The 21148-nt window shown below is 64.7% G+C and carries 17 protein-coding genes and 4 tRNA genes; 16 read left to right on the forward strand and 5 right to left on the reverse strand.

The annotated features are described in order from the left end of the window. Positions 1-10: 10 nt before the first annotated feature. From QTH90_RS00855 to QTH90_RS00905, 11 genes are all read left to right on the forward strand, one after another. The gene (locus tag QTH90_RS00855) at positions 11-3184 is read left to right on the forward strand and encodes an efflux RND transporter permease subunit (RefSeq protein WP_286662661.1); all 3174 of its coding nucleotides are present in this window, start codon (positions 11-13) and stop codon (positions 3182-3184) included. A gap of 112 nt (positions 3185-3296) precedes the next feature. Beyond that, positions 3297-3383: transfer RNA gene (locus QTH90_RS00860), tRNA-Leu, on the forward strand. A 29-nt stretch (positions 3384-3412) separates the two neighbouring features. After that, on the forward strand, positions 3413-4726 hold the full coding sequence (gene tig / locus QTH90_RS00865; protein ID WP_286662662.1) for a trigger factor: 1314 nt from the start codon (positions 3413-3415) through the stop codon (positions 4724-4726). 97 nt (positions 4727-4823) lie between these two features. Continuing rightward, complete coding sequence (clpP, locus tag QTH90_RS00870; RefSeq protein WP_286662663.1) at positions 4824-5432, forward strand: ATP-dependent Clp endopeptidase proteolytic subunit ClpP; 609 nt, start codon at positions 4824-4826, stop codon at positions 5430-5432. 108 nt (positions 5433-5540) lie between these two features. After that, positions 5541-6806 (forward strand): ATP-dependent Clp protease ATP-binding subunit ClpX, encoded by a 1266-nt coding sequence (gene clpX, locus QTH90_RS00875; RefSeq protein WP_286566532.1) that lies wholly within the window; start codon positions 5541-5543, stop codon positions 6804-6806. A 122-nt stretch (positions 6807-6928) separates the two neighbouring features. Next, complete coding sequence (gene lon / locus QTH90_RS00880) at positions 6929-9370, forward strand: endopeptidase La (RefSeq protein ID WP_286662664.1); 2442 nt, start codon at positions 6929-6931, stop codon at positions 9368-9370. A 53-nt stretch (positions 9371-9423) separates the two neighbouring features. Continuing rightward, positions 9424-9499, forward strand: a tRNA-Gly gene (locus QTH90_RS00885). Between the two features lie 77 nt (positions 9500-9576). Then, positions 9577-9650 (forward strand) — tRNA-Cys (locus QTH90_RS00890). Between the two features lie 87 nt (positions 9651-9737). After that, a tRNA-Leu gene (locus QTH90_RS00895) sits at positions 9738-9830 on the forward strand. 22 nt (positions 9831-9852) lie between these two features. Next, positions 9853-10485, forward strand: coding sequence for a DUF6806 family protein (locus QTH90_RS00900; protein WP_286662665.1), 633 nt, complete (start codon positions 9853-9855; stop codon positions 10483-10485). A 62-nt stretch (positions 10486-10547) separates the two neighbouring features. Further along, positions 10548-11846, forward strand: coding sequence for an MFS transporter (locus QTH90_RS00905; RefSeq protein ID WP_286662666.1), 1299 nt, complete (start codon positions 10548-10550; stop codon positions 11844-11846). Between the two features lie 18 nt (positions 11847-11864). On the opposite strand, the gene QTH90_RS00910 is transcribed toward QTH90_RS00905, so the two are convergent. From QTH90_RS00910 to QTH90_RS00920, 3 genes are read right to left on the reverse strand one after another with little or no spacing between them, the layout of a single operon-like run. Beyond that, a complete protein-coding gene (locus QTH90_RS00910; protein WP_286662667.1) occupies positions 11865-12632 on the reverse strand; it encodes a PA3715 family protein in 768 nt (255 codons plus the stop codon). A gap of 8 nt (positions 12633-12640) precedes the next feature. Beyond that, a complete protein-coding gene (gene murI, locus QTH90_RS00915; protein ID WP_286662668.1) occupies positions 12641-13489 on the reverse strand; it encodes a glutamate racemase in 849 nt (282 codons plus the stop codon). Positions 13490-13491: 2 nt separating this feature from the next. Continuing rightward, the gene (locus tag QTH90_RS00920; protein WP_286662669.1) at positions 13492-15042 is read right to left on the reverse strand and encodes a fumarate hydratase; all 1551 of its coding nucleotides are present in this window, start codon (positions 15040-15042) and stop codon (positions 13492-13494) included. 123 nt (positions 15043-15165) lie between these two features. Here QTH90_RS00920 and QTH90_RS00925 point away from each other — a divergent pair, with 123 nt between their 5' ends. Further along, positions 15166-15621, forward strand: a complete 456-nt coding sequence (locus tag QTH90_RS00925; protein ID WP_286662670.1) for a GAF domain-containing protein — start codon at positions 15166-15168, stop codon at positions 15619-15621. A gap of 12 nt (positions 15622-15633) precedes the next feature. Continuing rightward, positions 15634-17031, forward strand: coding sequence for a class II fumarate hydratase (gene fumC, locus QTH90_RS00930; RefSeq protein WP_286662671.1), 1398 nt, complete (start codon positions 15634-15636; stop codon positions 17029-17031). Between the two features lie 21 nt (positions 17032-17052). Here fumC and QTH90_RS00935 read toward each other — a convergent pair whose 3' ends face one another. Continuing rightward, complete coding sequence (locus tag QTH90_RS00935; protein WP_286662672.1) at positions 17053-17670, reverse strand: YqhA family protein; 618 nt, start codon at positions 17668-17670, stop codon at positions 17053-17055. Between the two features lie 151 nt (positions 17671-17821). On the opposite strand from QTH90_RS00935, the gene acs reads away from it, so the two are divergent. Together acs and QTH90_RS00945 are read left to right on the forward strand one after the other, a co-directional pair. Next, a complete protein-coding gene (acs, locus tag QTH90_RS00940; protein WP_286662673.1) occupies positions 17822-19816 on the forward strand; it encodes an acetate--CoA ligase in 1995 nt (664 codons plus the stop codon). An 84-nt stretch (positions 19817-19900) separates the two neighbouring features. Then, on the forward strand, positions 19901-20407 hold the full coding sequence (locus tag QTH90_RS00945) for a LapA family protein (protein ID WP_286662674.1): 507 nt from the start codon (positions 19901-19903) through the stop codon (positions 20405-20407). Between the two features lie 12 nt (positions 20408-20419). On the opposite strand, the gene QTH90_RS00950 is transcribed toward QTH90_RS00945, so the two are convergent. Beyond that, positions 20420-20725, reverse strand: a complete 306-nt coding sequence (locus QTH90_RS00950) for a c-type cytochrome (protein WP_286662675.1) — start codon at positions 20723-20725, stop codon at positions 20420-20422. 105 nt (positions 20726-20830) lie between these two features. On the opposite strand from QTH90_RS00950, the gene QTH90_RS00955 reads away from it, so the two are divergent. Beyond that, positions 20831-21067, forward strand: a complete 237-nt coding sequence (locus QTH90_RS00955; protein WP_286662676.1) for a TIGR04438 family Trp-rich protein — start codon at positions 20831-20833, stop codon at positions 21065-21067. Positions 21068-21148 lie beyond the last annotated feature (81 nt).

The following is a 21148-nucleotide window of genomic DNA, read 5'->3' on the forward strand; positions in this document are numbered from 1 at the left end:
GGACGCCGCGATGACGTCCCAGACCGATGCGTCCGGCAAGGCCGGCTTCAACCTCTCGAAATGGGCGCTCGAGCACGCGGCGCTCACCCGCTACCTGATGCTGGTGCTGATGCTGCTGGGCTTCGCGTCCTATTTCCAGCTCGGCCAGGATGAGGACCCGCCTTTCACGTTCCGTGCGATGGTGGTGCGCACCTACTGGCCGGGCGCCACGGCGCAGCAGGTGGCCGAGCAGGTGACCGACAAGCTTGAACGCACGCTGCAGGAAGCGCCGTACGCCGACAAGATCCGCAGCTACTCCAAGCCGGGCGAGTCGCAGATCATCTTCCAGATCAAGGATTCGTCGAAGGCCAGCGAAGTGGCGAACGTCTGGTACACGGTGCGCAAGAAGGTCAGCGACATGCGCGGCAGCCTGCCGGCGGGCGTCCAGGGGCCGTTCTTCAATGACGACTTCGGCGACGTCTACGGCGTCATCTATGCGCTGGAAAGCGACGGCTTCAGCTACGCCGAACTCAAGACCTTCGCGGACGACGTGCGGCAGCGCCTGCTGCGCGTCAAGGACGTGGCCAAGGTCGAGCAATTCGGCGTGCAGGACGAAAAGATCTTCATCGAGGTCTCGCAGAAGCGGCTGGCGCAGCTCGGCCTGGACTTCAACACGGTGCTGGCCCAGCTCGGGTCGCAGAACGCGATCGAGAGCGCCGGGACGATCCAGTCGCCGCAGGATGTGGTGCAGGTGCGCGTCGGCGGCCAGTTCACGAGCGTGGAGCAGCTGCGTTCGATGCCGATCCGCGGCAGTTCGGGCAACCAGATGCGCCTGGGCGACATTGCCGAGATCCACCGTGCCTACGTCGATCCGCCGGCCGTCAAGGTGCACCACCAGGGCAGGGAGGTCATTGCGCTCGGTGTCTCGATGGCCAAGGGCGGGGACATCATCGAGCTCGGCAAGTCGCTGCGCAGCGCTACCGCGGAGATCGACAAGCGGCTGCCGCTCGGCGTGAAGCTCGTCCAGGTCCAGGACCAGCCCGTCTCCGTCTCGCGGTCCGTCAATGAATTCATACACGTCCTGATCGAGGCGGTGGCGATCGTGCTGGCAGTGAGCTTCGTCGCGCTGGGGCTGCACAAGGGCGGGCGCTTCGGCTGGTACATCGACATCCGACCGGGCCTGGTGGTGGCGATCACCATTCCGCTGGTGCTGGCCGTGACCTTCCTCGCGATGAACTACTTCGGGATCGGCCTGCACAAGATTTCGCTTGGCTCCCTGATCATCGCGCTGGGCCTGCTGGTGGACGACGCGATCATCGCGGTCGAGATGATGGTGCGGAAGATGGAGGAGGGCTACGACAAGGTGCGTGCCGCCACCTTCGCCTACGACGTCACCGCCAAGCCGATGCTCACGGGCACGCTGATCACCGCGGCAGGCTTCCTGCCGATCGGTATCGCGAAATCGGTCACCGGGGAGTACACCTTCGCGATCTTCGCGGTGACGGTGATCGCACTGGTGCTGAGCTGGTTCGTGTCGGTGTATTTCGTGCCTTACCTCGGCACGCTGCTGCTCAAGGTCAAGCCGCATGACCCGGACGCACCGCCGCACGAACTGTTCGACACGCCGTTCTACAACACCTTCCGCCGCACGGTGAACTGGTGCGTCGAGCATCGCTGGCTGACCATCGGCGCCACGCTGCTGGTCTTCGGGCTGGGCATCTTCGGCATGGGCAAGGTGCAGCAGCAGTTCTTCCCGGATTCCAGCCGGCCTGAGATCCTGGTCGAGTTGTGGTTTCCGGAAGGCACTTCCTTCGCGGCGAACGAGGAAGTGGCGAAGCGGGTCGAGCAGCGGTTGCAGAAGGAAGACGGCGTCAGCACGGTCACGAGCTGGATCGGCTCGGGCGTGCCGCGCTTCTATCTTCCGCTCGACCAGGTGTTCCCGCAGACCAACGTCTCGCAGATGATCGTGCTGACGAAGGACCTGAAGTACCGCGAATCGCTGCGCATCAAGCTGCCAGCCGTGCTGGCACAGGAATTCCCCGAGGCGCGTGGCCGCGTCAAGTTGCTGCCCAACGGCCCGCCGGTTCCGTATCCGGTGCAGTTCCGCGTGATCGGCACCGACCCCGCGAAGCTCCGCGCGCATGCCGACGAGGTCAAGGCCTTGATGCGCGAGAACCCGAACATGCGCGGCGTCAACGACAACTGGAACGAATCTGTCAAGGTGATCCGGCTCGAAGTCGATCAGGACAAGGCGCGCGCGCTCGGTGTCACCAGCCAGGCGATCGCCCAGGCCTCACGGACCATGTTCAGCGGCACGACGGTGGGGCAGTACCGCGAGAACGACCTGCTGATCGACATCACGCTGCGCCAGTCCCCGGACGAGCGCGAGGCGATCTCGGACATCGGCAACGCCTACCTGCCCACGAGCTCGGGCCGCTCGATTCCGCTGACGCAGATCGCCAAGCCGGTCTTCACCTGGGAGCCTGGCGTCATGTGGCGCGAGAACCGCGACTATGCGATCACGGTGCAGGGCGACATCGTCGAAGGCCTGCAAGGCGCGACCGTGACCAACCAGCTGTTGCCGAAGCTGCGTGAGCTGGAGGCGAGATGGCACGCGGCCGGCGACGGCGCCTACCGCATCGAGGTGGCGGGCGCGGTGGAAGAAAGCAGCAAGGGCTCGGCGTCCATCGTGGCCGGCGTGCCGATCATGCTGTTCCTGGTGTTCACGCTGTTGATGTTGCAACTGCACAGTTTCAGCCGTTCGCTGCTGGTGTTCATCACCGGGCCGCTGGGCATCGTCGGCGTGGCGGGCGCCTTGCTGGCGCTGAACCGGCCGTTCGGCTTCGTGGCGCTGCTGGGCGTGATCGCGCTGATGGGGATGATCCAGCGCAACGCGGTGATCCTGATCGACCAGATCGAGAGCGACCGCGCCGCCGGCGTTCCGGCATGGGATGCCATCGTCGAATCAGCGGTGCGGCGCTTGCGGCCGATCGTGCTGACCGCGGCGGCGGCCGTGCTGGCGATGATTCCGCTGTCGCGCAGCGTGTTCTGGGGCCCGATGGCCGTGGCGATCATGGGCGGGCTCATCGTAGCGACGGTGCTCACGCTGCTGGCGCTGCCGGCCATGTACGCGGCCTGGTTCCGGGTTAAACGGGATGAGAGAAACCCGGTGGTGGAGGCCGAAGAGGCTCTCGTTCGCGCTTAAAATACGCGGTTGACCGATTTCAAGCGGGGGGCTTCCGGGTCGTCCGCTCCTGAATATCCGAAGGCGGCCTGCGGGCCGCCTTCGATATTCAACACCTGAAAACACTGGAACCGCGCGGGTGGCGAAATTGGTAGACGCACCAGGTTTAGGTCCTGACGCCAGCAATGGCGTGCCGGTTCGAGTCCGGCCCCGCGCACCAGCACAAGACCCCTCACAAGGAAGACTGAAATGACCGTGAACGTTGAAACCCTCGACAAGCTCGAACGCAAGATCACGCTGACCTTGCCCGTCGGCACCATCCAGTCCGAGGTCGATTCGCGCCTCAAGAAGCTGGCCCGCACCGTCAAGATGGACGGCTTCCGTCCCGGCAAGGTGCCGATGAACGTCGTGGCGCAGCGCTACGGCTACTCGGTCCACTACGAAGTGATGAACGACAAGGTCGGCGAGGCCTTCTCGCAGGCCGCCAACGAAGCCAAGCTGCGCGTGGCCGGCCAGCCGCGCATCACCGAGAAGGAAGACGCGCCCGAGGGCGAACTCGCCTTCGACGCGGTTTTCGAAGTCTTCCCGGAAGTCAAGATCAATGACCTGTCCGGCGCCGAAGTCGAGAAGCTCAGCGCCGAAGTGGGCGACGACGCGATCGACAAGACGCTCGACATCCTGCGCAAGCAACGCCGCACCTTCGCGCAGCGCGCGCAGGACGCCGCCGTTCAGGACGGTGACCGTGTCACGGTCGACTTCGAAGGCAAGATCGACGGCGAAACCTTCCAGGGCGGCAAGGCCGAGGACTTCCAGTTCATCGTCGGCGAAGGCCAGATGCTCAAGGAATTCGAAGACGCCGTGCGCGGCCTGAAGTCCGGCGACAGCCGCACCTTCCCGCTGTCCTTCCCGGCCGACTATCACGGCAAGGACGTGGCCGGCAAGCAAGCCGACTTCATGGTCACCGTGAAGAAGATCGAGGCCTCGCACCTGCCCGAAGTCAACGAACAGCTCGCCAAGTCGCTCGGCATCGCCGACGCCACGGTCGAAGGCCTGCGCGCCGACATCAAGAAGAACCTGGAGCGCGAAGTCAAGTTCCGCCTGCTGGCCCGCAACAAGAACGCGGTGATGGACGCGCTGATCTCCAACGCCGAGCTGGACCTGCCCAAGTCGAGCGTGCAGGCCGAAGTCGACCGCATGATCGAAGGCGCCCGCGCCGAGCTCAAGCAGCGCGGCATCAAGGACGCCGACAAGGCACCGATCCCCGACGACGTGTTCCGCCCGCAAGCCGAGCGCCGAGTGCGCCTGGGCCTCGTCGTGGCCGAACTGGTCCGCGCGAACAACCTGCAAGCCAAGCCCGAGCAGATCAAGGCCCACATCGACGAACTCGCCGCCAGCTACGAGAAGCCGGCCGACGTGGTTCGCTGGTATTTCAGCGACAACCGCCGCCTCGCGGAAGTCGAAGCCGTCGTGATCGAGAACAACGTGACGGACTTCGTGCTCGGCAAGGCCAAGGTCAACGCCAAGTCGGTTTCCTTCGACGAACTGATGGCCCAACAGGGCTGATCGGGCGGAGCACCGCGGGTCCATCCATGGGGCTTGTGCTTTGCGGCACGAGCCCCATTTCGTCTGGGTACAGTACAAACCCCTCTGGAGAGCAAACATGAGCGCACAGGAAATTACGGGCCTCGGCATGGTTCCGATGGTCATCGAGCAGTCGGGCCGTGGCGAACGGTCCTACGACATCTATTCGCGCCTTCTCAAGGAACGGGTGATCTTCCTGGTCGGCGAAGTCAACGACCAGACCGCCAATCTCGTGGTGGCGCAGCTCCTGTTCCTCGAGAGCGAGAACCCGGACAAGGACATTTCGTTCTACATCAACTCCCCGGGCGGCAGCGTGAGCGCCGGCATGGCGATCTACGACACGATGCAGTTCATCAAGCCCGACGTGTCGACGCTGTGCATCGGCTTCGCGGCCAGCATGGGCGCCTTCCTCCTGGCGGCAGGCGAGAAGGGCAAGCGTTTCTCGCTCCCGAACTCCAAGATCATGATCCACCAGGTGCTGGGCGGCGCCCGCGGCCAGGCCACGGACATCGAGATCCACGCCCGCGACATCCTCAAGACGCGTGAGCAGATGAACCGCATCCTGGCGGAGCGCACCGGCCAGTCTTTCGAGAAGATTGCCCGCGATACCGAACGGGACTATTTCCTCACGGCGGACGAGTCCAAAGAGTATGGTCTGATCGACCAAGTGATCGCGAAGCGCAGTTAACGCACCCCGGCGCTGAGGCGCCCAAGCAACAACGGCGTTTCCCCACACGGGGAACGCCGTTTTTGTTTCGCTATCATTGTTAAACCCCCTGTTACGAGGCATTTGTCCATGGCCGAGAAAAAAGGCTCCTCCAGCGAAAAAACGCTTTACTGCTCGTTCTGCGGGAAGAGTCAGCACGAGGTCAAGAAGCTGATTGCAGGACCTTCGGTGTTCATCTGCGACGAATGCATCGATTTGTGCAACGAGATCATTCGCGATGAATTGCCCACGGGCGACGAGTCTCGCGAGGCGCGCAGCGACCTGCCGACGCCGCTGGAGATCAAGGCCAACCTCGACAACTACGTGATCGGGCAGGAACCCGCCAAGCGGATGCTGTCGGTCGCGGTCTACAACCACTACAAGCGCCTGCGCCACAAGGAAAAGGCCAAGGGCGACGACGTCGAGCTCAGCAAGAGCAACATCCTGCTGATCGGCCCGACCGGTTCGGGCAAGACGCTGCTGGCGCAAACGCTCGCCCGCATGCTCGATGTGCCCTTCGTGATGGCTGACGCCACGACGCTGACCGAAGCCGGCTACGTCGGCGAGGACGTCGAGAACATCATCCAGAAGCTGCTGCAAAGCTGCAACTACGAGGTCGAACGCGCCCAGCGCGGCATCGTCTACATCGACGAAATCGACAAGATCTCGCGCAAGTCCGACAACCCCTCGATCACCCGCGACGTGTCGGGCGAAGGTGTGCAGCAGGCGCTGCTGAAGCTGATCGAAGGCACGATGGCCAGCGTGCCCCCGCAAGGCGGCCGCAAGCATCCCAATCAGGACTTCCTGCAGATCGACACGACGAACATCCTGTTCATCTGCGGCGGTGCGTTCGCGGGCCTCGAAAAGGTCATTGAAAACCGCACCGAAGCCTCCGGCATCGGCTTCGGCGCATCGGTCAAGAGCAAGAAGCAGCGCAGCATCACCGAGGTGTTCCGCGAGGTCGAGCCCGAAGATCTGATCAAGTTCGGCCTGATTCCCGAGCTGGTCGGCCGGATGCCGGTCGTGGCCTCGCTCGCCGAGCTCAGCGAAGACGCGCTGGTGCAGATCCTGACCGAACCGAAGAACGCGGTGGTCAAGCAGTTCACCAAGCTCCTGCAGATGGAAGGCGTGGACCTCGAAATCCGCCCCGCCGCCCTGAAGGCGATCGCGCGCAAGGCGCTGGCCCGCAAGACGGGAGCGCGCGGCCTGCGGTCGATCCTGGAACAGTCGCTGATCGACACGATGTTCGAACTCCCGAACGCGACCAATGTCGACAAGGTCGTGGTCGAGGAATCGACGATCGACGAGAACAAGCCGCCGTTGCTCGTCTATCGCGAAGCGGCCAAGAAGGCCTGAATGCATAAGCAGCCGGTCGCTCCCCGCCAGGCGTCCGGCGTCGTCTTCGACGAAGACCGTGCCCGCGCACTTGAAAAGTGCGCGCGGCCGACCAACTTTCCATGATCAAGTAAAGGATTCCCATGTCCGGTCATACCCCCCTGCCTGCTACCGAGCTCGACCTGCCGCTGCTTCCGCTGCGCGACGTGGTCGTGTTCCCTCACATGGTCATTCCGCTGTTCGTGGGACGCCCCAAGAGCATCAAGGCGCTCGAACTCGCGATGGAAGCGGAACGCCGCATCATGCTGGTGGCCCAGAAGGCCGCTGCCAAGGATGAACCTTCGGTCGAGGACATGTTCGAGGTCGGCTGCATCTCGACCATCCTGCAGATGCTGAAGCTGCCCGATGGCACCGTGAAGGTCCTGGTCGAGGGCCAGCAGCGCGCAAGAGTCAACCGCATCGACGACGGCGAAACGCATTTCTCCGCAAACGTGACGCCGGTCGAGGCGCCCGAAGTCGCGACGCAAAAGGGCACGGAAGTAGAAGCGCTGCGCCGCGCGGTGATGCAGCAGTTCGACCAGTACGTGAAGCTCAACAAGAAGATCCCGCCCGAGATCCTCACCTCGATCTCGAGCATCGACGATCCAGGCCGGCTGGCGGACACCATTGCTGCCCACCTGCCGCTGAAGCTCGACAACAAGCAGGCCGTGCTCGACCTCGACGACATCAAGGCGCGCCTCGAGAATCTTTTCGGGCAGTTGGAGCGCGAGGTCGACATCCTCAACGTCGACAAGAAGATCCGCGGCCGCGTGAAGCGCCAGATGGAGAAGAACCAGCGCGACTTCTACCTGAACGAACAGGTCAAGGCCATCCAGAAGGAACTGGGCGAAGGCGAAGAGGGCGCGGACATCGAGGAGATCGAGAAGAAGATCAAGCTCGCCAAGATGCCCAAGGAAGCGCTGAAGAAGGCCGAGGGCGAACTCAAGAAGCTCAAGCTGATGTCGCCGATGTCGGCCGAGGCGACCGTGGTGCGCAACTACATCGACGTCCTGATTGGCCTGCCCTGGAGCAAGAAGACCAAGATCAAGCACGACCTCGCCCATGCCGAGGAGGTGCTCAATGAGGACCACTACGGCCTCGAGAAGGTCAAGGACCGCATCCTGGAATATCTCGCGGTGCAGCAACGCGTCGACAAGGTGAAGGCGCCGATCCTTTGCCTGGTCGGCCCACCGGGGGTCGGCAAGACCTCGCTCGGGCAGTCGATCGCCAAGGCGACCGGCCGCAAGTACACGCGCATGGCCCTGGGCGGCATGCGTGACGAGGCCGAGATCCGCGGCCATCGCCGCACCTACATCGGCGCACTGCCGGGCAAGGTGCTGCAGAGCCTGAACAAGGTCGGCACCCGCAATCCGCTGTTCCTCCTCGACGAGATCGACAAGCTCGGCACCGACTTCCGCGGCGATCCGTCGAGCGCGTTGCTCGAAGTACTCGACCCGGAGCAGAACCACACCTTCGGCGACCACTACGTCGAGGTCGACTTCGACCTGAGCGACGTGATGTTCGTCGCCACCTCGAACTCGATGAACATCCCGCCGGCACTGCTGGACCGGATGGAAGTCATTCGCCTCGCGGGCTACACCGAAGACGAGAAGACGCACATCGCGCTGAAGTACCTGCTGCCCAAGCAGATGAAGAACAACGGCGTGAAGGAAGAGGAGCTGCTCATCACCGAGGAAGCGGTGCGCGACATCGTGCGCTACTACACCCGTGAAGCCGGCGTGCGTTCACTCGAGCGCGAGCTGTCGAAGATCTGCCGCAAGGTGGTCAAGGGGCTGCTGCTCAAGAAGATGGAGCCCCAGGTGGTCGTCAATGGCGAAAACCTCAACGACTTCCTCGGCGTGCGCAAGTACACCTTCGGCCTGGCGGAGAAGCAGAACCAGGTGGGTCAGGTGGTGGGTCTCGCTTGGACGGAAGTCGGCGGCGACCTGCTCACCATCGAGGCGGTCACCATGCCCGGCAAGGGCGTCATCAGCCGCACGGGTTCGCTCGGCGACGTGATGAAGGAGTCGGTCGAGGCCGCGCGCACCGTGGTGCGCAGCCGTGCTCGCCGCCTTGGCATCAAGGATGAAGTGTTCGAGAAGCGCGACATCCACATCCACGTGCCAGACGGTGCAACGCCCAAGGATGGCCCCAGCGCTGGCGCAGCGATGACGACGGCCTTCGTGTCGGCACTCACCGGCATCCCGGTGCGGGCCGATGTCGCGATGACCGGCGAAATCACCTTGCGTGGCGAAGTCACGGCGATCGGCGGCCTGAAGGAAAAGCTGCTGGCCGCCTTGCGTGGCGGCATCAAGACCGTGCTGATCCCCGAGGAGAACGCGAAGGATCTGCAGGACATTCCGGAGAACGTGAAGAACGGCCTCGAGATCGTGCCGGTGAAGTGGATCGACAAGGTGCTCGAGATCGCGCTGGAGAAGATGCCGACGCCGCTGTCCGACGAAGAGGTTGCAGCCTCGGCCGCTGCCGTGGCCGAACTGGCCAAGCAGCGCGCAGCAACGCCGGTCGAGGGTTCCGTCAAACATTGATGACGACAGTTGCGGGACCTCGAAAAAATAGTATATAATTCGAGGCTCGAAACGCGGGAATAGCTCAGTTGGTAGAGCGCAACCTTGCCAAGGTTGAGGTCGAGAGTTCGAGACTCTTTTCCCGCTCCAGTTTTGAAAAAGGGAAGCCCAGGCTTCCCTTTTTTTCGCGGTATTCGCAGGACTTCGAAAGTCTCGAGAAAAAACGTGGCGCGATAGCAAAGCGGTTATGCAACGGATTGCAAATCCGTCTAGCCCGGTTCGACTCCGGGTCGCGCCTCCACTGCCTTCGGTACTGAAAACGCAGCCCCGCCAACCAATGTTGTCGGGGCTGTTTTTGTTTGGGGTATCGTCAACGTCCGACTGGACGGCCCGGATGGTGAAATTGGTAGACACATCGGACTTAAAATCCGCCGCTTCCTGCATAAGGGGCGTACCGGTTCGACCCCGGTTCCGGGCACCACCACACTACAAGGGAGCAAGACATGCCTCGCTATAACGCTCCGTTCGAAATCCATGTGCACGGCGATGTGCCGCTGCGCTCCGATGTGAACTTCGAGCAGATCCAGGAAGCGCTCAAGCCGCTCTGGAAATATGCCGGCGCGCGTTCGCTGGCCGATGGCGCGACCAGCGTCTATGAAGAAGAGCCGGGCATCCGCTTCGAGCAGAAGGACCACATGCTCCAGATCTGCTGGACGGTCGCCGGTGACGAGGATTTCCGCCAGGCGCTCGACGAGATGTGCATGGCGCTCAACGAACTGGCAGAGCAGGGCGCCGCGCTCGAAGTCACCTTCTACGACACCGACTTCGACGAGGAAGAGGGCGACCCCGACGAGGAATCGCGCGACGACTTTCTCATGCTCTTCGTCGGACCCAATCCCGCCGCCATCATGCAGGTGCAGCGCGACCTGCTGGTCGAGGACGTCGTCAACCTGATGGAGCGCCACTTCGACGGCGCCGAGCTCGGCGGCGTGGTGGCCGAGATCGACAAGCTGTTCGGCGATCGCTTCGACGCCCTGGTGAACTCGCTCGAGATCGGCAAGCGCCCGCGCGGTGGCACCGGCGGCGCGGGCAGCGGTGGCCACGGCGGTGGTCGCCGGCCGCGACACCTGCACTGACGCGACACGGGGCGGTCAAGCCGCTCCGCTATGCTCGGCGACGTTTTTCGAGGAGACGTTGCTTGGCCCTGTTCCCCCAGTCTGCCCTCCAGCCCGGCGTGCGCAAGCGCGAGGTCTTTGGCTGGGCCATGTACGACTTCGCCAATTCGGGCTACACCACCGTCGTGATCACCGCGGTGTTTGCCGCGTACTTTGTCGGCGGCATCGCGAAAGGCGCGCCCTGGGGCGCTTTTGCGTGGACGACGGCCCTGAGCATCTCGTACGCGATCGTGATGCTCACCATGCCCGCGATCGGCGCCTGGGCCGACCTTCACGCAGCCAAGAAGCGCGTGCTGATGATCGTCACCGCGGGCTGCGTGATCGGCACGGCGGCGCTGGCTCTCACACCGCGCCTGGTCGGCACCTATGCCGTGGCGCTGGCGATGGTTCTGGTGATCATTTCCAACACCTTTTATTCCTATGGCGAGTCGCTCACCGGGGCCTTCCTGCCGGAACTCGCGACCGCCGAAGGCATGGGCAAGGTCAGCGGCTGGGGCTGGGCCTTCGGCTACATCGGCGGAATGCTCGCGCTGGGCCTGTGCCTGGCCTATGTGCTATCGGCACAGGCCAAGGGCTTGCCGGCTGCGCACTTCGTGCCGGTCACGATGCTCATCACCGCTGCGATCTACGGCGTTGCGGCGTGCGTCACCTTTGCGCTGCTGCCCGAACGCGCCGTGCCGCAGAAGCGCGGCGAAGAGCAGAGCGCCTGGCTCCAACTGAGCAGCACCTTTCGCGAGGCACGCGCCTATGGCGACTTCATGTGGCTGCTGGCCTGCACCGTCTGCTACCAGGGTGGGGTCGCGGTGGCGATCACGCTGGCAGCCATCTACGCCGAGCAGGTCATCGGCTTCGTGCCGAGCGAAACCATGGTGCTGATCTTCGTGCTGAACATCGCCGCGGCGCTCGGCGCGTTCGTGTTCGGTTATTGGCAGGATCGGCTCGGCCACAAGCGCTCGCTCGCGGGCACCCTGGTGGCCTGGATCGCCGTGTGCGTGATCGCGGCCTCGGTAACGACCAAAGGCGGCTTCTGGTGGGCTGCATCGATCGCCGGGCTGGCGATGGGATCGAGCCAGTCGGCCGGGCGAGCCATGACGGGCGTTCTCGCGCCGCCGCGCCAACTCGCCGAATTCTTCGGCCTCTGGACCTTCGCGACCCGGCTGGCCAGCATCATCGGTCCGCTGAGCTACGGTGCCATCACCTGGATGACCGGCGGCAACCAGCGCATCGCCATCCTTTCGACGGCAGCGCTGTTCATCGCGGGTCTGCTGCTGCTGCTGCCGATCGACATGCGCCGCGGTCGTGAGGCAGCGTTGCGCGCCTGACGCGGAAATCTGCCGACGCTAGTCGGAGGCGACCGCCTTTGAGGCGCGATAGCCCGCGCCGTCATAGCGCAGCACGGTCGCCTTGAAGGTCGGCGCCCGTTCGTGCGTTGCGCATTCCTCCCCCTGCAGTGCGGAGCGGCTCTTCGATTGCGCCTCGCGCAGGATCAGGTCGGCATAGCCGCTGTGCGTACTGCCGCGCGCCACGGACAGGCTGCCGCGAACAGTCTCGAAATTACCGGTGCAGTTGGTGTCCCACTCGCCGCGCTCGAGGGTCATCTGGAGGCTGTCAAGAACCTTGGCGAGCTTCTGCCCTTGCGGGACGTAGAGCGTCAGCGTTTCTTCGGAATAGGGGCTGGCGCGCGAGGAGCCCTGGCGAAGGATTCGCACGCCGAAGGCCCGCGTGTCGGCGGCCAGCGTGTAGCGCGCCGTGTCGATCTTGATCTCGCCGATGCGCACGGCGTCCTCGGTCAAGGCGGACTCTTCGAACAGGCGGCTGACGATCCTGGCGCGGTCCGTGTTGCCGTTGTCGGCCTGCTGGACCACCAGCACGTCGAGGTCGAACTGCGTGGCGCCCGGCTCGGACGATGGCCTTGGCATGGGCAGTACGACGATGAAGCGGCCCGGCAAGCCCCTCCACGGCTCGCACACGGCGCGTTCGTGATCGAGCGCACGCTTGGGGTGCAGCTTGGCGTGCATGCGTTCCGCGAGGCCCGTATCGCAGGCGGCGTGGCCTGGGGCGCAGAAGGCGCCCAGAAGGCAGGTGGCAAAAAGGAACCTGCGGACCATGCGTGGCGTCAGACGGTTGCCGCAATGGCGGTCCGGGCAAGGCTTGCGGGGCCCGCGGACAACGCGAGCCAGCGTGATGCGGCCGCATCCAGCGATTCGGGCGCTGCGCTGCTGAGCAGCAGCACGGCACCGTCCCCTTCGAGTGCGAGTTGTCCCGCCTGGCCGAGGAGCCTGCGGGTCTGCTGGGCCACCGGCAATCCGGTATCGATGAAGCGCACGGTTTCGCCCGTGTGGCGTCGCAGTTCGTCGGCGATGAAGGGGTAGTGCGTGCAGCCGAGCACCAGGGTGTCGATCTGTCCGGCATCGCTCCCGTAGACACCCGCATCAGCCGTGTACTTCTGGCAGAGCGAAGCGATTGCTGGAAGGTCGGATCGCTCGATCGCACCGGCCAGCCCGTCGCAAGGCACGATGTGGAAGCTGGCCTGCGCGGCGAGGGAGGCGCGCAGTGTCTCGAACTTTCGGCTTTCCACGGTCACGCGCGTCGCCATGACCGCGATGTGCCCCGTCCGGCTCAGCGCCACCGCGGGTTTGAGGGCCGGTTCGACGCCGATCACCGGCAGCATCGGGTGATCCGCCCGCACCCGGTGGATCGCCGCCGCCGTGGCGGTATTGCACGCCACGACCAGCGCCTTGATCCGATGCGTCTCCAGCAGGTACCGCGCGATCGTCCCGCTGCGCTCGCCGACATAGGCATCGCCGCGCTCTCCATAGGGCGCATGGGCGGTGTCCGCGAAGTAGACGAATCGCTCGTGCGGCAACTCCTCACGCAGCGCGTTGAGGACGCTCAGACCCCCGACCCCGCTGTCGAACACGCCGATCGGTCGATCGGCATTCGTGAGGTGGCCGGCCGGCGTCATGCTCAGGCCGGTTGCAGCGCGATCGTCTTGAACTCGCCGCTCGCAATGCGCTTCTGCCACTCGGCCGGGCCGGTGATGTGGGCGCTGGTGCCACCGGCGTCGACGGCGACCGTCACGGGCATGTCGACGACGTCGAATTCGTAGATGGCTTCCATGCCGAGGTCGGCGAAGCCGACCACCTTGGCGGTCTTGATCGCCTTGCTCACGAGGTAGGCCGCGCCGCCGACCGCCATCAGGTAGGCGCTCTGGTGTTTCTTGATCGCCTCGATGGCGACCGGGCCGCGCTCGGCCTTGCCGATCATGCCGATCAGGCCGGTCTCGGCGAGCATCATTTCGGTGAAACCGTCCATGCGCGTGGAGGTGGTCGGGCCGGCGGGGCCGACGGCCTCGTCGCCGACCGGATCGACCGGGCCCACGTAATAGATCATGCGGTTGGTGAAGTCCACCGGCAGCTTCTCGCCCTTGGCGAGCATGTCGGCGATGCGCTTGTGCGCCGCGTCGCGTCCCGTGAACATCTTGCCGTTGAGCAGCAGCGTGTCGCCCGGCTTCCAGCTGGCGACCTCGGCGGGCGTGAGCGTGTCGAGGTCGACGCGCTTGCTCTTGTTGTAGTCGGGCGCCCAGTCGATCTTGGGCCAGAGGTCCAGCGAGGGTGCTTCGAGGTACACGGGGCCGGAGCCGTCGAGCACGAAATGCGCGTGGCGGGTCGCAGCGCAGTTCGGGATCATGGCGACCGGCTTGCTGGCCGCGTGCGTCGGGTACATCTTGATCTTGACGTCGAGCACGGTGGAAAGACCACCCAGGCCCTGCGCGCCGATACCGAGTGCGTTGACCTTCTCGTACAGCTCGATGCGCAGCGCCTCGACCTTGCTGAGTTCCGCGCCCGATGCCTTCTTGGCCTGCAGTTCGTGCATGTCGAGGTCGTCCATCAGGCTTTCCTTGGCGAGCAGGGTGGCCTTCTCGGCCGTGCCGCCGATGCCGATGCCGAGCATGCCGGGCGGGCACCAGCCGGCCCCCATGGTCGGCACGGTCTTCAGCACCCAGTCGACGATGCTGTCGCCGGGATTCAGCATGGCGAGCTTGCTCTTGTTCTCGCTGCCGCCGCCCTTGGCCGCGACGGTCACTTCAACGGTATTGCCCGGGACGATCTCGGTGAAGATCACGGCTGGCGTGTTGTCCTTCGTGTTCTTGCGGTCGAACTGCGGGTCGGCCACGACCGAGGCGCGCAGCATGTTGTCGGGATGGTTGTAGCCACGGCGCACGCCTTCGTTGATGGCGTCGTCGAGGCTGCCGGTGAAGCCGCCCCAGCGGACATCCATGCCGACCTTCAGGAATACGTTGACGATGCCCGTGTCCTGGCAGATCGGCCGGTGGCCCGTGGCGCTCATCTTGCTGTTGGTGAGGATCTGCGCCATCGCATCCTTGGCCGCCGGGCTCTGCTCGCGCTCATAGGCCTTGGCCAGGTGGGCGATGTAGTCGGTCGGGTGGTAGTAGCTGATGTATTGCAGCGCGGCGGAAACCGACTCGATCAGGTCGGCTTGCTGGATGATGGTCATGGCGATTCGTGGGGGAGGGTGGCAGACAAACCCCGCAATTATCCCAGCCGCGGTTGGCGCCCGCCCGACTGCGACCCGGATAGCCTTGTGCTATCTTCATTTGTCGAGCAAGGATCCAGCCCCATGACCGCCGCCGTCGCCACGCCCACCGCCGAATTCGAGCAGATCCTCCGCAACGAAGGAGTGCTGGCCGGCCTGCGGTTTCTCAACCAGCGCGTGGAACACCGCTGCACCGCGATCTATCGTCTCGAGGCAATGACGGTGCGCAATCTGTATCTGTACGACCGCGAGGGCGCGCTCCTGCCGGAATCGCTGGGCGTGGTGCCCCTCGGCGACAGCTTCTGCCAGCACGCCATCCGCGAAGGCGCCTTCCTGACCGACGACTCGCGTGCCGATCCGCGGGTCGACGGCAGCCCCTTCAAGGGCGTGGTTCTGGCGTATCACGGCATCCCGCTGGTCGACAAAAGCGGGCAACTGTTCGGCACCCTGTGCCATTTCGATTTCGAGCCGCGCCGGCTGTCGGACCAGGAATTCGAGTTCCTGCAAGAGGCCGCTCGCGTTCTGTCAACCCATCTCTGAGAAGCTTTCCTCATGGCGACTACATCCAAGACCCGCGTCGAGCGCGATACCTTCGGCCCCATCGAAGTGCCCGCCGACAAGCTGTGGGGCGCGCAGACGCAGCGCTCGCTGCAGAACTTCGACATCTCCGGCGAGCGCCAGCCGCGCGAGATCATTCGCGCGCTGGCGCAAGTCAAGCGTGCGTCGGCGGTGGTGAATCGCGCGCTGGGCCTGCAGGACGACAAGAAGACCGACGCGATCGTCGCGGCGGCCGACGAGGTCATCGCCGGCGGCCATGCGGACGAGTTTCCCCTTGTCGTCTGGCAGACGGGGTCGGGCACGCAGACGAACATGAACGTCAACGAAGTGCTCGCCAATCGTGCCAGCGAACTGCTGGGCGGCGAGCGCGGGGAAGGGCGGCTGGTACACCCGAACGACGACGTCAACCGCAGCCAGTCGTCCAACGACGTGTTCCCCACGGCCATGCACGTCGCGGCGGTCGACGCGATCACGCACAAGCTCCTGCCTGCCATCGCCAAGCTGCGCACCACGCTTGACAAGAAATCGAAGGACTTCGCCGACATCGTGAAGATCGGCCGCACCCACCTGCAGGACGCAACCCCGCTCACGCTGGGCCAGGAGTTCTCGGGCTATGTGGCGCAGCTTGCGCACGGCGAGGCGCATGTGCGCGCGGCGCTTCCGCACCTGTGCGAACTCGCTCTGGGTGGCACGGCGGTCGGCACCGGCCTCAACGCGCCCAAGGGCTATGCGGAGCAGGTGGCAGCCGAACTGGCGAGGCTCACGGGCCTGCCCTTCGTCACCGCGCCGAGCAAGTTCGAGGCGATGGCGAGCATCGACGGGATGGTGCATGCGCATGGCGCGCTGAAGACGCTGGCCGCGAGCATGACCAAGATTGCCAACGACGTGCGCTGGCTCGCCAGCGGTCCGCGCAGCGGCATCGGCGAACTGAGCATCCCCGAGAACGAGCCCGGCTCGTCCATCATGCCGGGCAAGGTCAATCCGACGCAGAGCGAGGCCGTCACGATGCTCGCGGCCCAGGTCTTCGGAAACGACGTCGCGATCAACTTCGGCGGCGCCTCGGGCAACTTCGAGCTCAACGTCTTCCGCCCGATGGTGGCGCACAACTTCCTGCAGAGCGTGCGCCTGCTGGCGGACGGCATGGTGAGCTTCAACGACCATTGCGCGGTGGGCATCGAGCCGAACCGGGAACGCATCACCGAACTGGTCCAGCGCTCGTTGATGCTGGTGACCGCGCTCAACACCCACATCGGCTACGACAAGGCAGCCTTCATCGCAAAGAAGGCGCACAAGGAAGGCAGCAGCCTGCGTGAGGCGGCGATCGCGTCGGGGCATCTGACCGCCGAGCAATTCGATCAGTGGGTCATTCCCGAGAACATGACGGGGCGGTGATCGCCCCGCGCCCGGACTGGCTCAGTGGTCGGCGGCCGGGCCGGGCGACATCAGCCGGTCAGTGACCGCGATCGCCATCGCCGAAAGCAGGAAAGTGATGTGGATCGCCGTCTGAGCGATCAGCACGCGATCGGTGTAGTTGTCCGCGTTGATGAAGGTCTTGAGCAGGTGGATCGAGCTGATGCCGATGATGGCCGTCGCGAGCTTCACCTTCAGGACCGAGGCGTTCACGTGACTCAGCCACTCCGGCTGGTCGCGATGGCCTTCGAGGTTCATCCGGCTCACGAAGGTCTCGTAGCCGCCGACGATCACCATGATGAGCAGGTTGGAGATCATCACCACGTCGATCAGCGCCAGTACCACCAGCATGATGACGGTCTCGTTGAGAGAGACGACCGGCGCGGTGGTCTTGTAGCCGATGCTGGTGACGAGCGCCTCCAGTGCGTCCTTGCTCCCGAAGGCCGCTTCCACCAGATGCAGGAGCTCCACCAGGAAGTGCACGACGTACACGCCCTGCGCCACGATAAGCCCCAGATACAGCGGCAGCTGCAGCCAGCGGCTCGCGAAGATCAGGTTGGGCAGCGGACGAAGCGGCGAGGTCTTACCGGTGGGCGGGAGGAGGGGGTCGGTGTTGGACATCGATGCGAATCGGTGGGAAAGGCGCGATTTTAGGGGGGCGCATGCCGGCGTCGACAGGATGTCCCCTCTCGTTAACATGTCCCGTCAGTGATCCGTAAGTGCAGACGCCCACATTACCGGCCGTAGTGAACGCAGGTACAGGAGACAACGAATGAGCAGCGCTTCCACCATCGAATCCGTTCTGGTCGAAAACCGCGTGTTTCCGCCCGACGCCCGGGCCAGCAAGGGCGCGCGCGTGGCCGACATGGCGGCGTACGACGCCCTCTGCAAGGAGGCCGCGGACGACTTCGAGGGCTTCTGGGCCCGTCAGGCGCGCGCCAACGTGGTGTGGAGCAAGGCTTTCACCCGCACGCTGGACGAATCCAACCCGCCGTTCTACAAGTGGTTCGACGACGGCGAGCTCAACGCCTCGGCCAACTGCCTGGACAAGCACATGGGAACGCCGGTCGAGAACAAGACCGCGATCATCTTCGAGGCCGACGACGGCGCCGTCACGAAGGTCAGCTACAAGGAACTCTTGGCACGCGTCTCCCAGTTCGCCAATGCGCTGAAGGCCCAGGGCATCCAGAAGGGCGACCGCGTCATCATCTACATGCCGATGACGATCGAGGGCGTGATTGCGATGCAGGCCTGCGCCCGCATCGGCGCGACCCACAGCGTGGTGTTCGGCGGCTTCTCGGCCAAGGCGCTGCAGGAACGCATCATCGACGCCGGCGCGGTGGCGGTCATCACTGCCAACTTCCAGTTGCGCGGCGGCAAGGAACTGCCGCTCAAGGCCATCGTGGACGACGGCATCGCGCTGGGCGGCTGCGAGTCGATCAAGACGGTGCTGGTCTACCAGCGCACGGCGACGCCCTGCAACATGGTGGCGGGTCGCGACAAGACCTTCGACGAGGCGCTCAAGGGGCAGGGAACCGAGTGCGCCCCGGTGCCGGTCGGCGCGGAGCACCCGCTTTTCATCCTCTACACCTCCGGCTCGACCGGCAAGCCCAAGGGCGTGCAGCATTCGACGGGCGGCTACCTGCTGTGGGCAAAGCTCACGATGGACTGGACCTTCGACATCCGGCCGGAAGACATCTTCTGGTGCACCGCCGACATCGGCTGGATCACCGGCCACACCTATGTCGCCTACGGCCCGCTCGCGGCCGGCGCCACGCAGGTCGTGTTCGAAGGCATTCCGACCTTCCCGCACGCGGGCCGCTTCTGGCAGATGATCGAGAAGCACAAGGTCTCGATCTTCTACACGGCGCCTACCGCGATCCGTTCCCTCATCAAGGCGGCCGACAGCGACGAGAAGGTGCACCCGAAGAACTGGGACCTCTCCTCACTGCGCATCCTCGGCACGGTGGGCGAGCCGATCAATCCCGAAGCCTGGATGTGGTACTACCGGAACGTCGGCCATGAGAATTGCCCGATCGTCGACACCTTCTGGCAGACCGAAACCGGCGGCCATGTCATCACGCCATTGCCGGGCGCGACGCCGCTGGTGCCGGGCTCCTGCACACTGCCGCTGCCGGGCATCATGGCCGCGATCGTCGACGAGACGGGCAAGGACATCCCGCACGGTGCCGGCGGCATGCTGGTGATCAAGCGGCCGTGGCCATCGATGATCCGCACGATCTGGAACGATCCCGAGCGCTTCAAGAAGAGCTACTTCCCCGAGGAGATGGGCGGCACGGTCTACCTCGCCGGCGACGGTGCCGTGCGCAGCGCCGATCGGGCCTACTTCCGCATCACCGGGCGCATCGACGACGTGCTCAACGTGTCGGGCCACCGGCTTGGCACGATGGAAATCGAATCCGCGCTGGTCGCCAAGACCGACCTCGTGGCCGAGGCCGCCGTCGTCGGCCGGCCGGATGATCTCACCGGCGAAGCGGTTTGCGCCTTCGTCGTGCTCAAGCGCGGCCGTCCGAGCGGGGAAGAGGCCAAGCAGATTGCCGCCGAGCTGCGCAACTGGGTGGCCAAGGAAATCGGCCCCATCGCGAAGCCCAAGGACATCCGCTTCGGCGAGAACCTGCCGAAGACGCGCAGCGGCAAGATCATGCGGCGCCTGTTGCGCAGCATCGCCAAGGGCGAGGCCATCACGCAGGACACCTCCACGCTCGAGAATCCCGCCATCCTCGAACAGCTGGGCCAGGCGTACTGATCTCGCCGTCCGCGCCTCCGTCCGACACGGTGGGCGGCGGGCATGCGTTACAAATGGCCCATTGATCGTCGAGGAGACAACGTCATGGGATTGAGAACCGGTGTGCTGCTGGTCGTCGTGCTGCTGATCGCGGCGCTGGCGGCGTTGAACTGGGGCCTGCTCGTCACGCCCACCGCCATGTCGGTCGGCTTCATGCAGGTCACTGCGCCATTCGGGCTGATCATGCTGGGGCTCACGGCGTTGCTGGGCATCTTCTTCGTGGCCTATGTGGTCTACCTGCAGAGCTCGATCCTGATGGAGACGCGCCGCCACACCAAGGAGATGCAGGCCCAGCGCGACCTCGCCGACAAGGCCGAGGCTTCACGCTTCACCGAATTGCGCAATTTCCTGGAGGCGCAAGAGAACGCCCACATGGCGCGCAACGCCGAGCGTCATGCCGCGCTGCTGGCTCGGGTGGAGCAACTCGAGACCGCGTTCAAGATGCGCTGCGAACAATCGGATAACACGATCGCGGCCCATATCGGCCAGCTGGAAGATCGCTTCGACCGCCGGGCGGCGGCGACGGCCGCTGGCATGCCGCCGGCGGTCTGAGCGCACCCGCGCCTATTTGGTCGAGAGCACCCAGGCAGCAAGCTTCTTGGCGTCCGCTTCACTGACCTGGTTGTTGGCCGGCATCGGTATCTGGCCCCAGACGCCCGAGCCGCCCTTCACGATCTTGGTGGCGAGCGCGTCGACTGCGCCCTTGTTGTCCTTGTACTTCGCTGCCACATCCTTGAAGGACGGGCCGAGCACCTTGCGATCGACCGCATGACAGCTCATGCAGTTCTTCGAAGTGGCGAGGGCCAGGTCGGCGAAAGCGGGGGCGGCACAGCCGAGGCTCAATGCGGCAAGCAGAAGCGCTTTTTTCATCGGGTGTTGTCGAGTCGGTGCGTTAAAGTCGATCCAACGCGATTGTAGGTAAGGCGGTGCACGCCCGGCTTCCACGCGCGTCTGCAGAATAACGAGGAGTTCGCGATGTGGTTTCTGATGCTGGGCCTGCTCGGGGTGGCTCTCAAATTGCTCGAAGTCGGCCCCGTCGCCGTCTGGAGCTGGTGGATCGTGCTGATCCCGTTCGCGCTCGCGATCGTCTGGTGGGCTTGGGCCGATTCGTCCGGCTACACCAAGCGCAAGGTGGTCGAACGGGAAAACGCGCGCCGGCAGGAACGCATCGATCGCCAGCGGAGCAAGCTGGGGACTCTCCGGCGGAAATAGGTACACCCCCAGGCTGCGCGCACTTCGTGTCGCTTCGCCTACCCCCTTGCAGGGGGCAATACCTGCGGACCGGCCGAGCCG

Origin of the sequence: Variovorax flavidus, from assembly GCF_030317145.1 — a bacterium.
In the GTDB taxonomy this organism is placed as follows: Bacteria; Pseudomonadota; Gammaproteobacteria; order Burkholderiales; family Burkholderiaceae_C; genus Variovorax; species Variovorax flavidus.

Excerpts from the sequence above, each read along its gene's own strand:
- clpX (WP_286566532.1), top strand. The coding sequence starts at position 5,541 with ATGGCCGAGAAAAAAGGCTCCTCCAGCGAAAAAACGCTTTACTGCTCG.
- QTH90_RS00910 (WP_286662667.1), bottom strand. The coding sequence starts at position 12,632 with ATGGTCCGCAGGTTCCTTTTTGCCACCTGCCTTCTGGGCGCCTTCTGC.
- QTH90_RS00945 (WP_286662674.1), top strand. The coding sequence starts at position 19,901 with ATGGGATTGAGAACCGGTGTGCTGCTGGTCGTCGTGCTGCTGATCGCG.
- QTH90_RS00925 (WP_286662670.1), top strand. The coding sequence starts at position 15,166 with ATGACCGCCGCCGTCGCCACGCCCACCGCCGAATTCGAGCAGATCCTC.
- acs (WP_286662673.1), top strand. The coding sequence starts at position 17,822 with ATGAGCAGCGCTTCCACCATCGAATCCGTTCTGGTCGAAAACCGCGTG.
- fumC (WP_286662671.1), top strand. The coding sequence starts at position 15,634 with ATGGCGACTACATCCAAGACCCGCGTCGAGCGCGATACCTTCGGCCCC.
- QTH90_RS00935 (WP_286662672.1), bottom strand. The coding sequence starts at position 17,670 with ATGTCCAACACCGACCCCCTCCTCCCGCCCACCGGTAAGACCTCGCCG.
- QTH90_RS00855 (WP_286662661.1), top strand. The coding sequence starts at position 11 with ATGACGTCCCAGACCGATGCGTCCGGCAAGGCCGGCTTCAACCTCTCG.
- QTH90_RS00955 (WP_286662676.1), top strand. The coding sequence starts at position 20,831 with ATGTGGTTTCTGATGCTGGGCCTGCTCGGGGTGGCTCTCAAATTGCTC.
- lon (WP_286662664.1), top strand. The coding sequence starts at position 6,929 with ATGTCCGGTCATACCCCCCTGCCTGCTACCGAGCTCGACCTGCCGCTG.
- tig (WP_286662662.1), top strand. The coding sequence starts at position 3,413 with ATGACCGTGAACGTTGAAACCCTCGACAAGCTCGAACGCAAGATCACG.
- QTH90_RS00900 (WP_286662665.1), top strand. The coding sequence starts at position 9,853 with ATGCCTCGCTATAACGCTCCGTTCGAAATCCATGTGCACGGCGATGTG.
- clpP (WP_286662663.1), top strand. The coding sequence starts at position 4,824 with ATGAGCGCACAGGAAATTACGGGCCTCGGCATGGTTCCGATGGTCATC.
- QTH90_RS00950 (WP_286662675.1), bottom strand. The coding sequence starts at position 20,725 with ATGAAAAAAGCGCTTCTGCTTGCCGCATTGAGCCTCGGCTGTGCCGCC.
- QTH90_RS00920 (WP_286662669.1), bottom strand. The coding sequence starts at position 15,042 with ATGACCATCATCCAGCAAGCCGACCTGATCGAGTCGGTTTCCGCCGCG.
- murI (WP_286662668.1), bottom strand. The coding sequence starts at position 13,489 with ATGACGCCGGCCGGCCACCTCACGAATGCCGATCGACCGATCGGCGTG.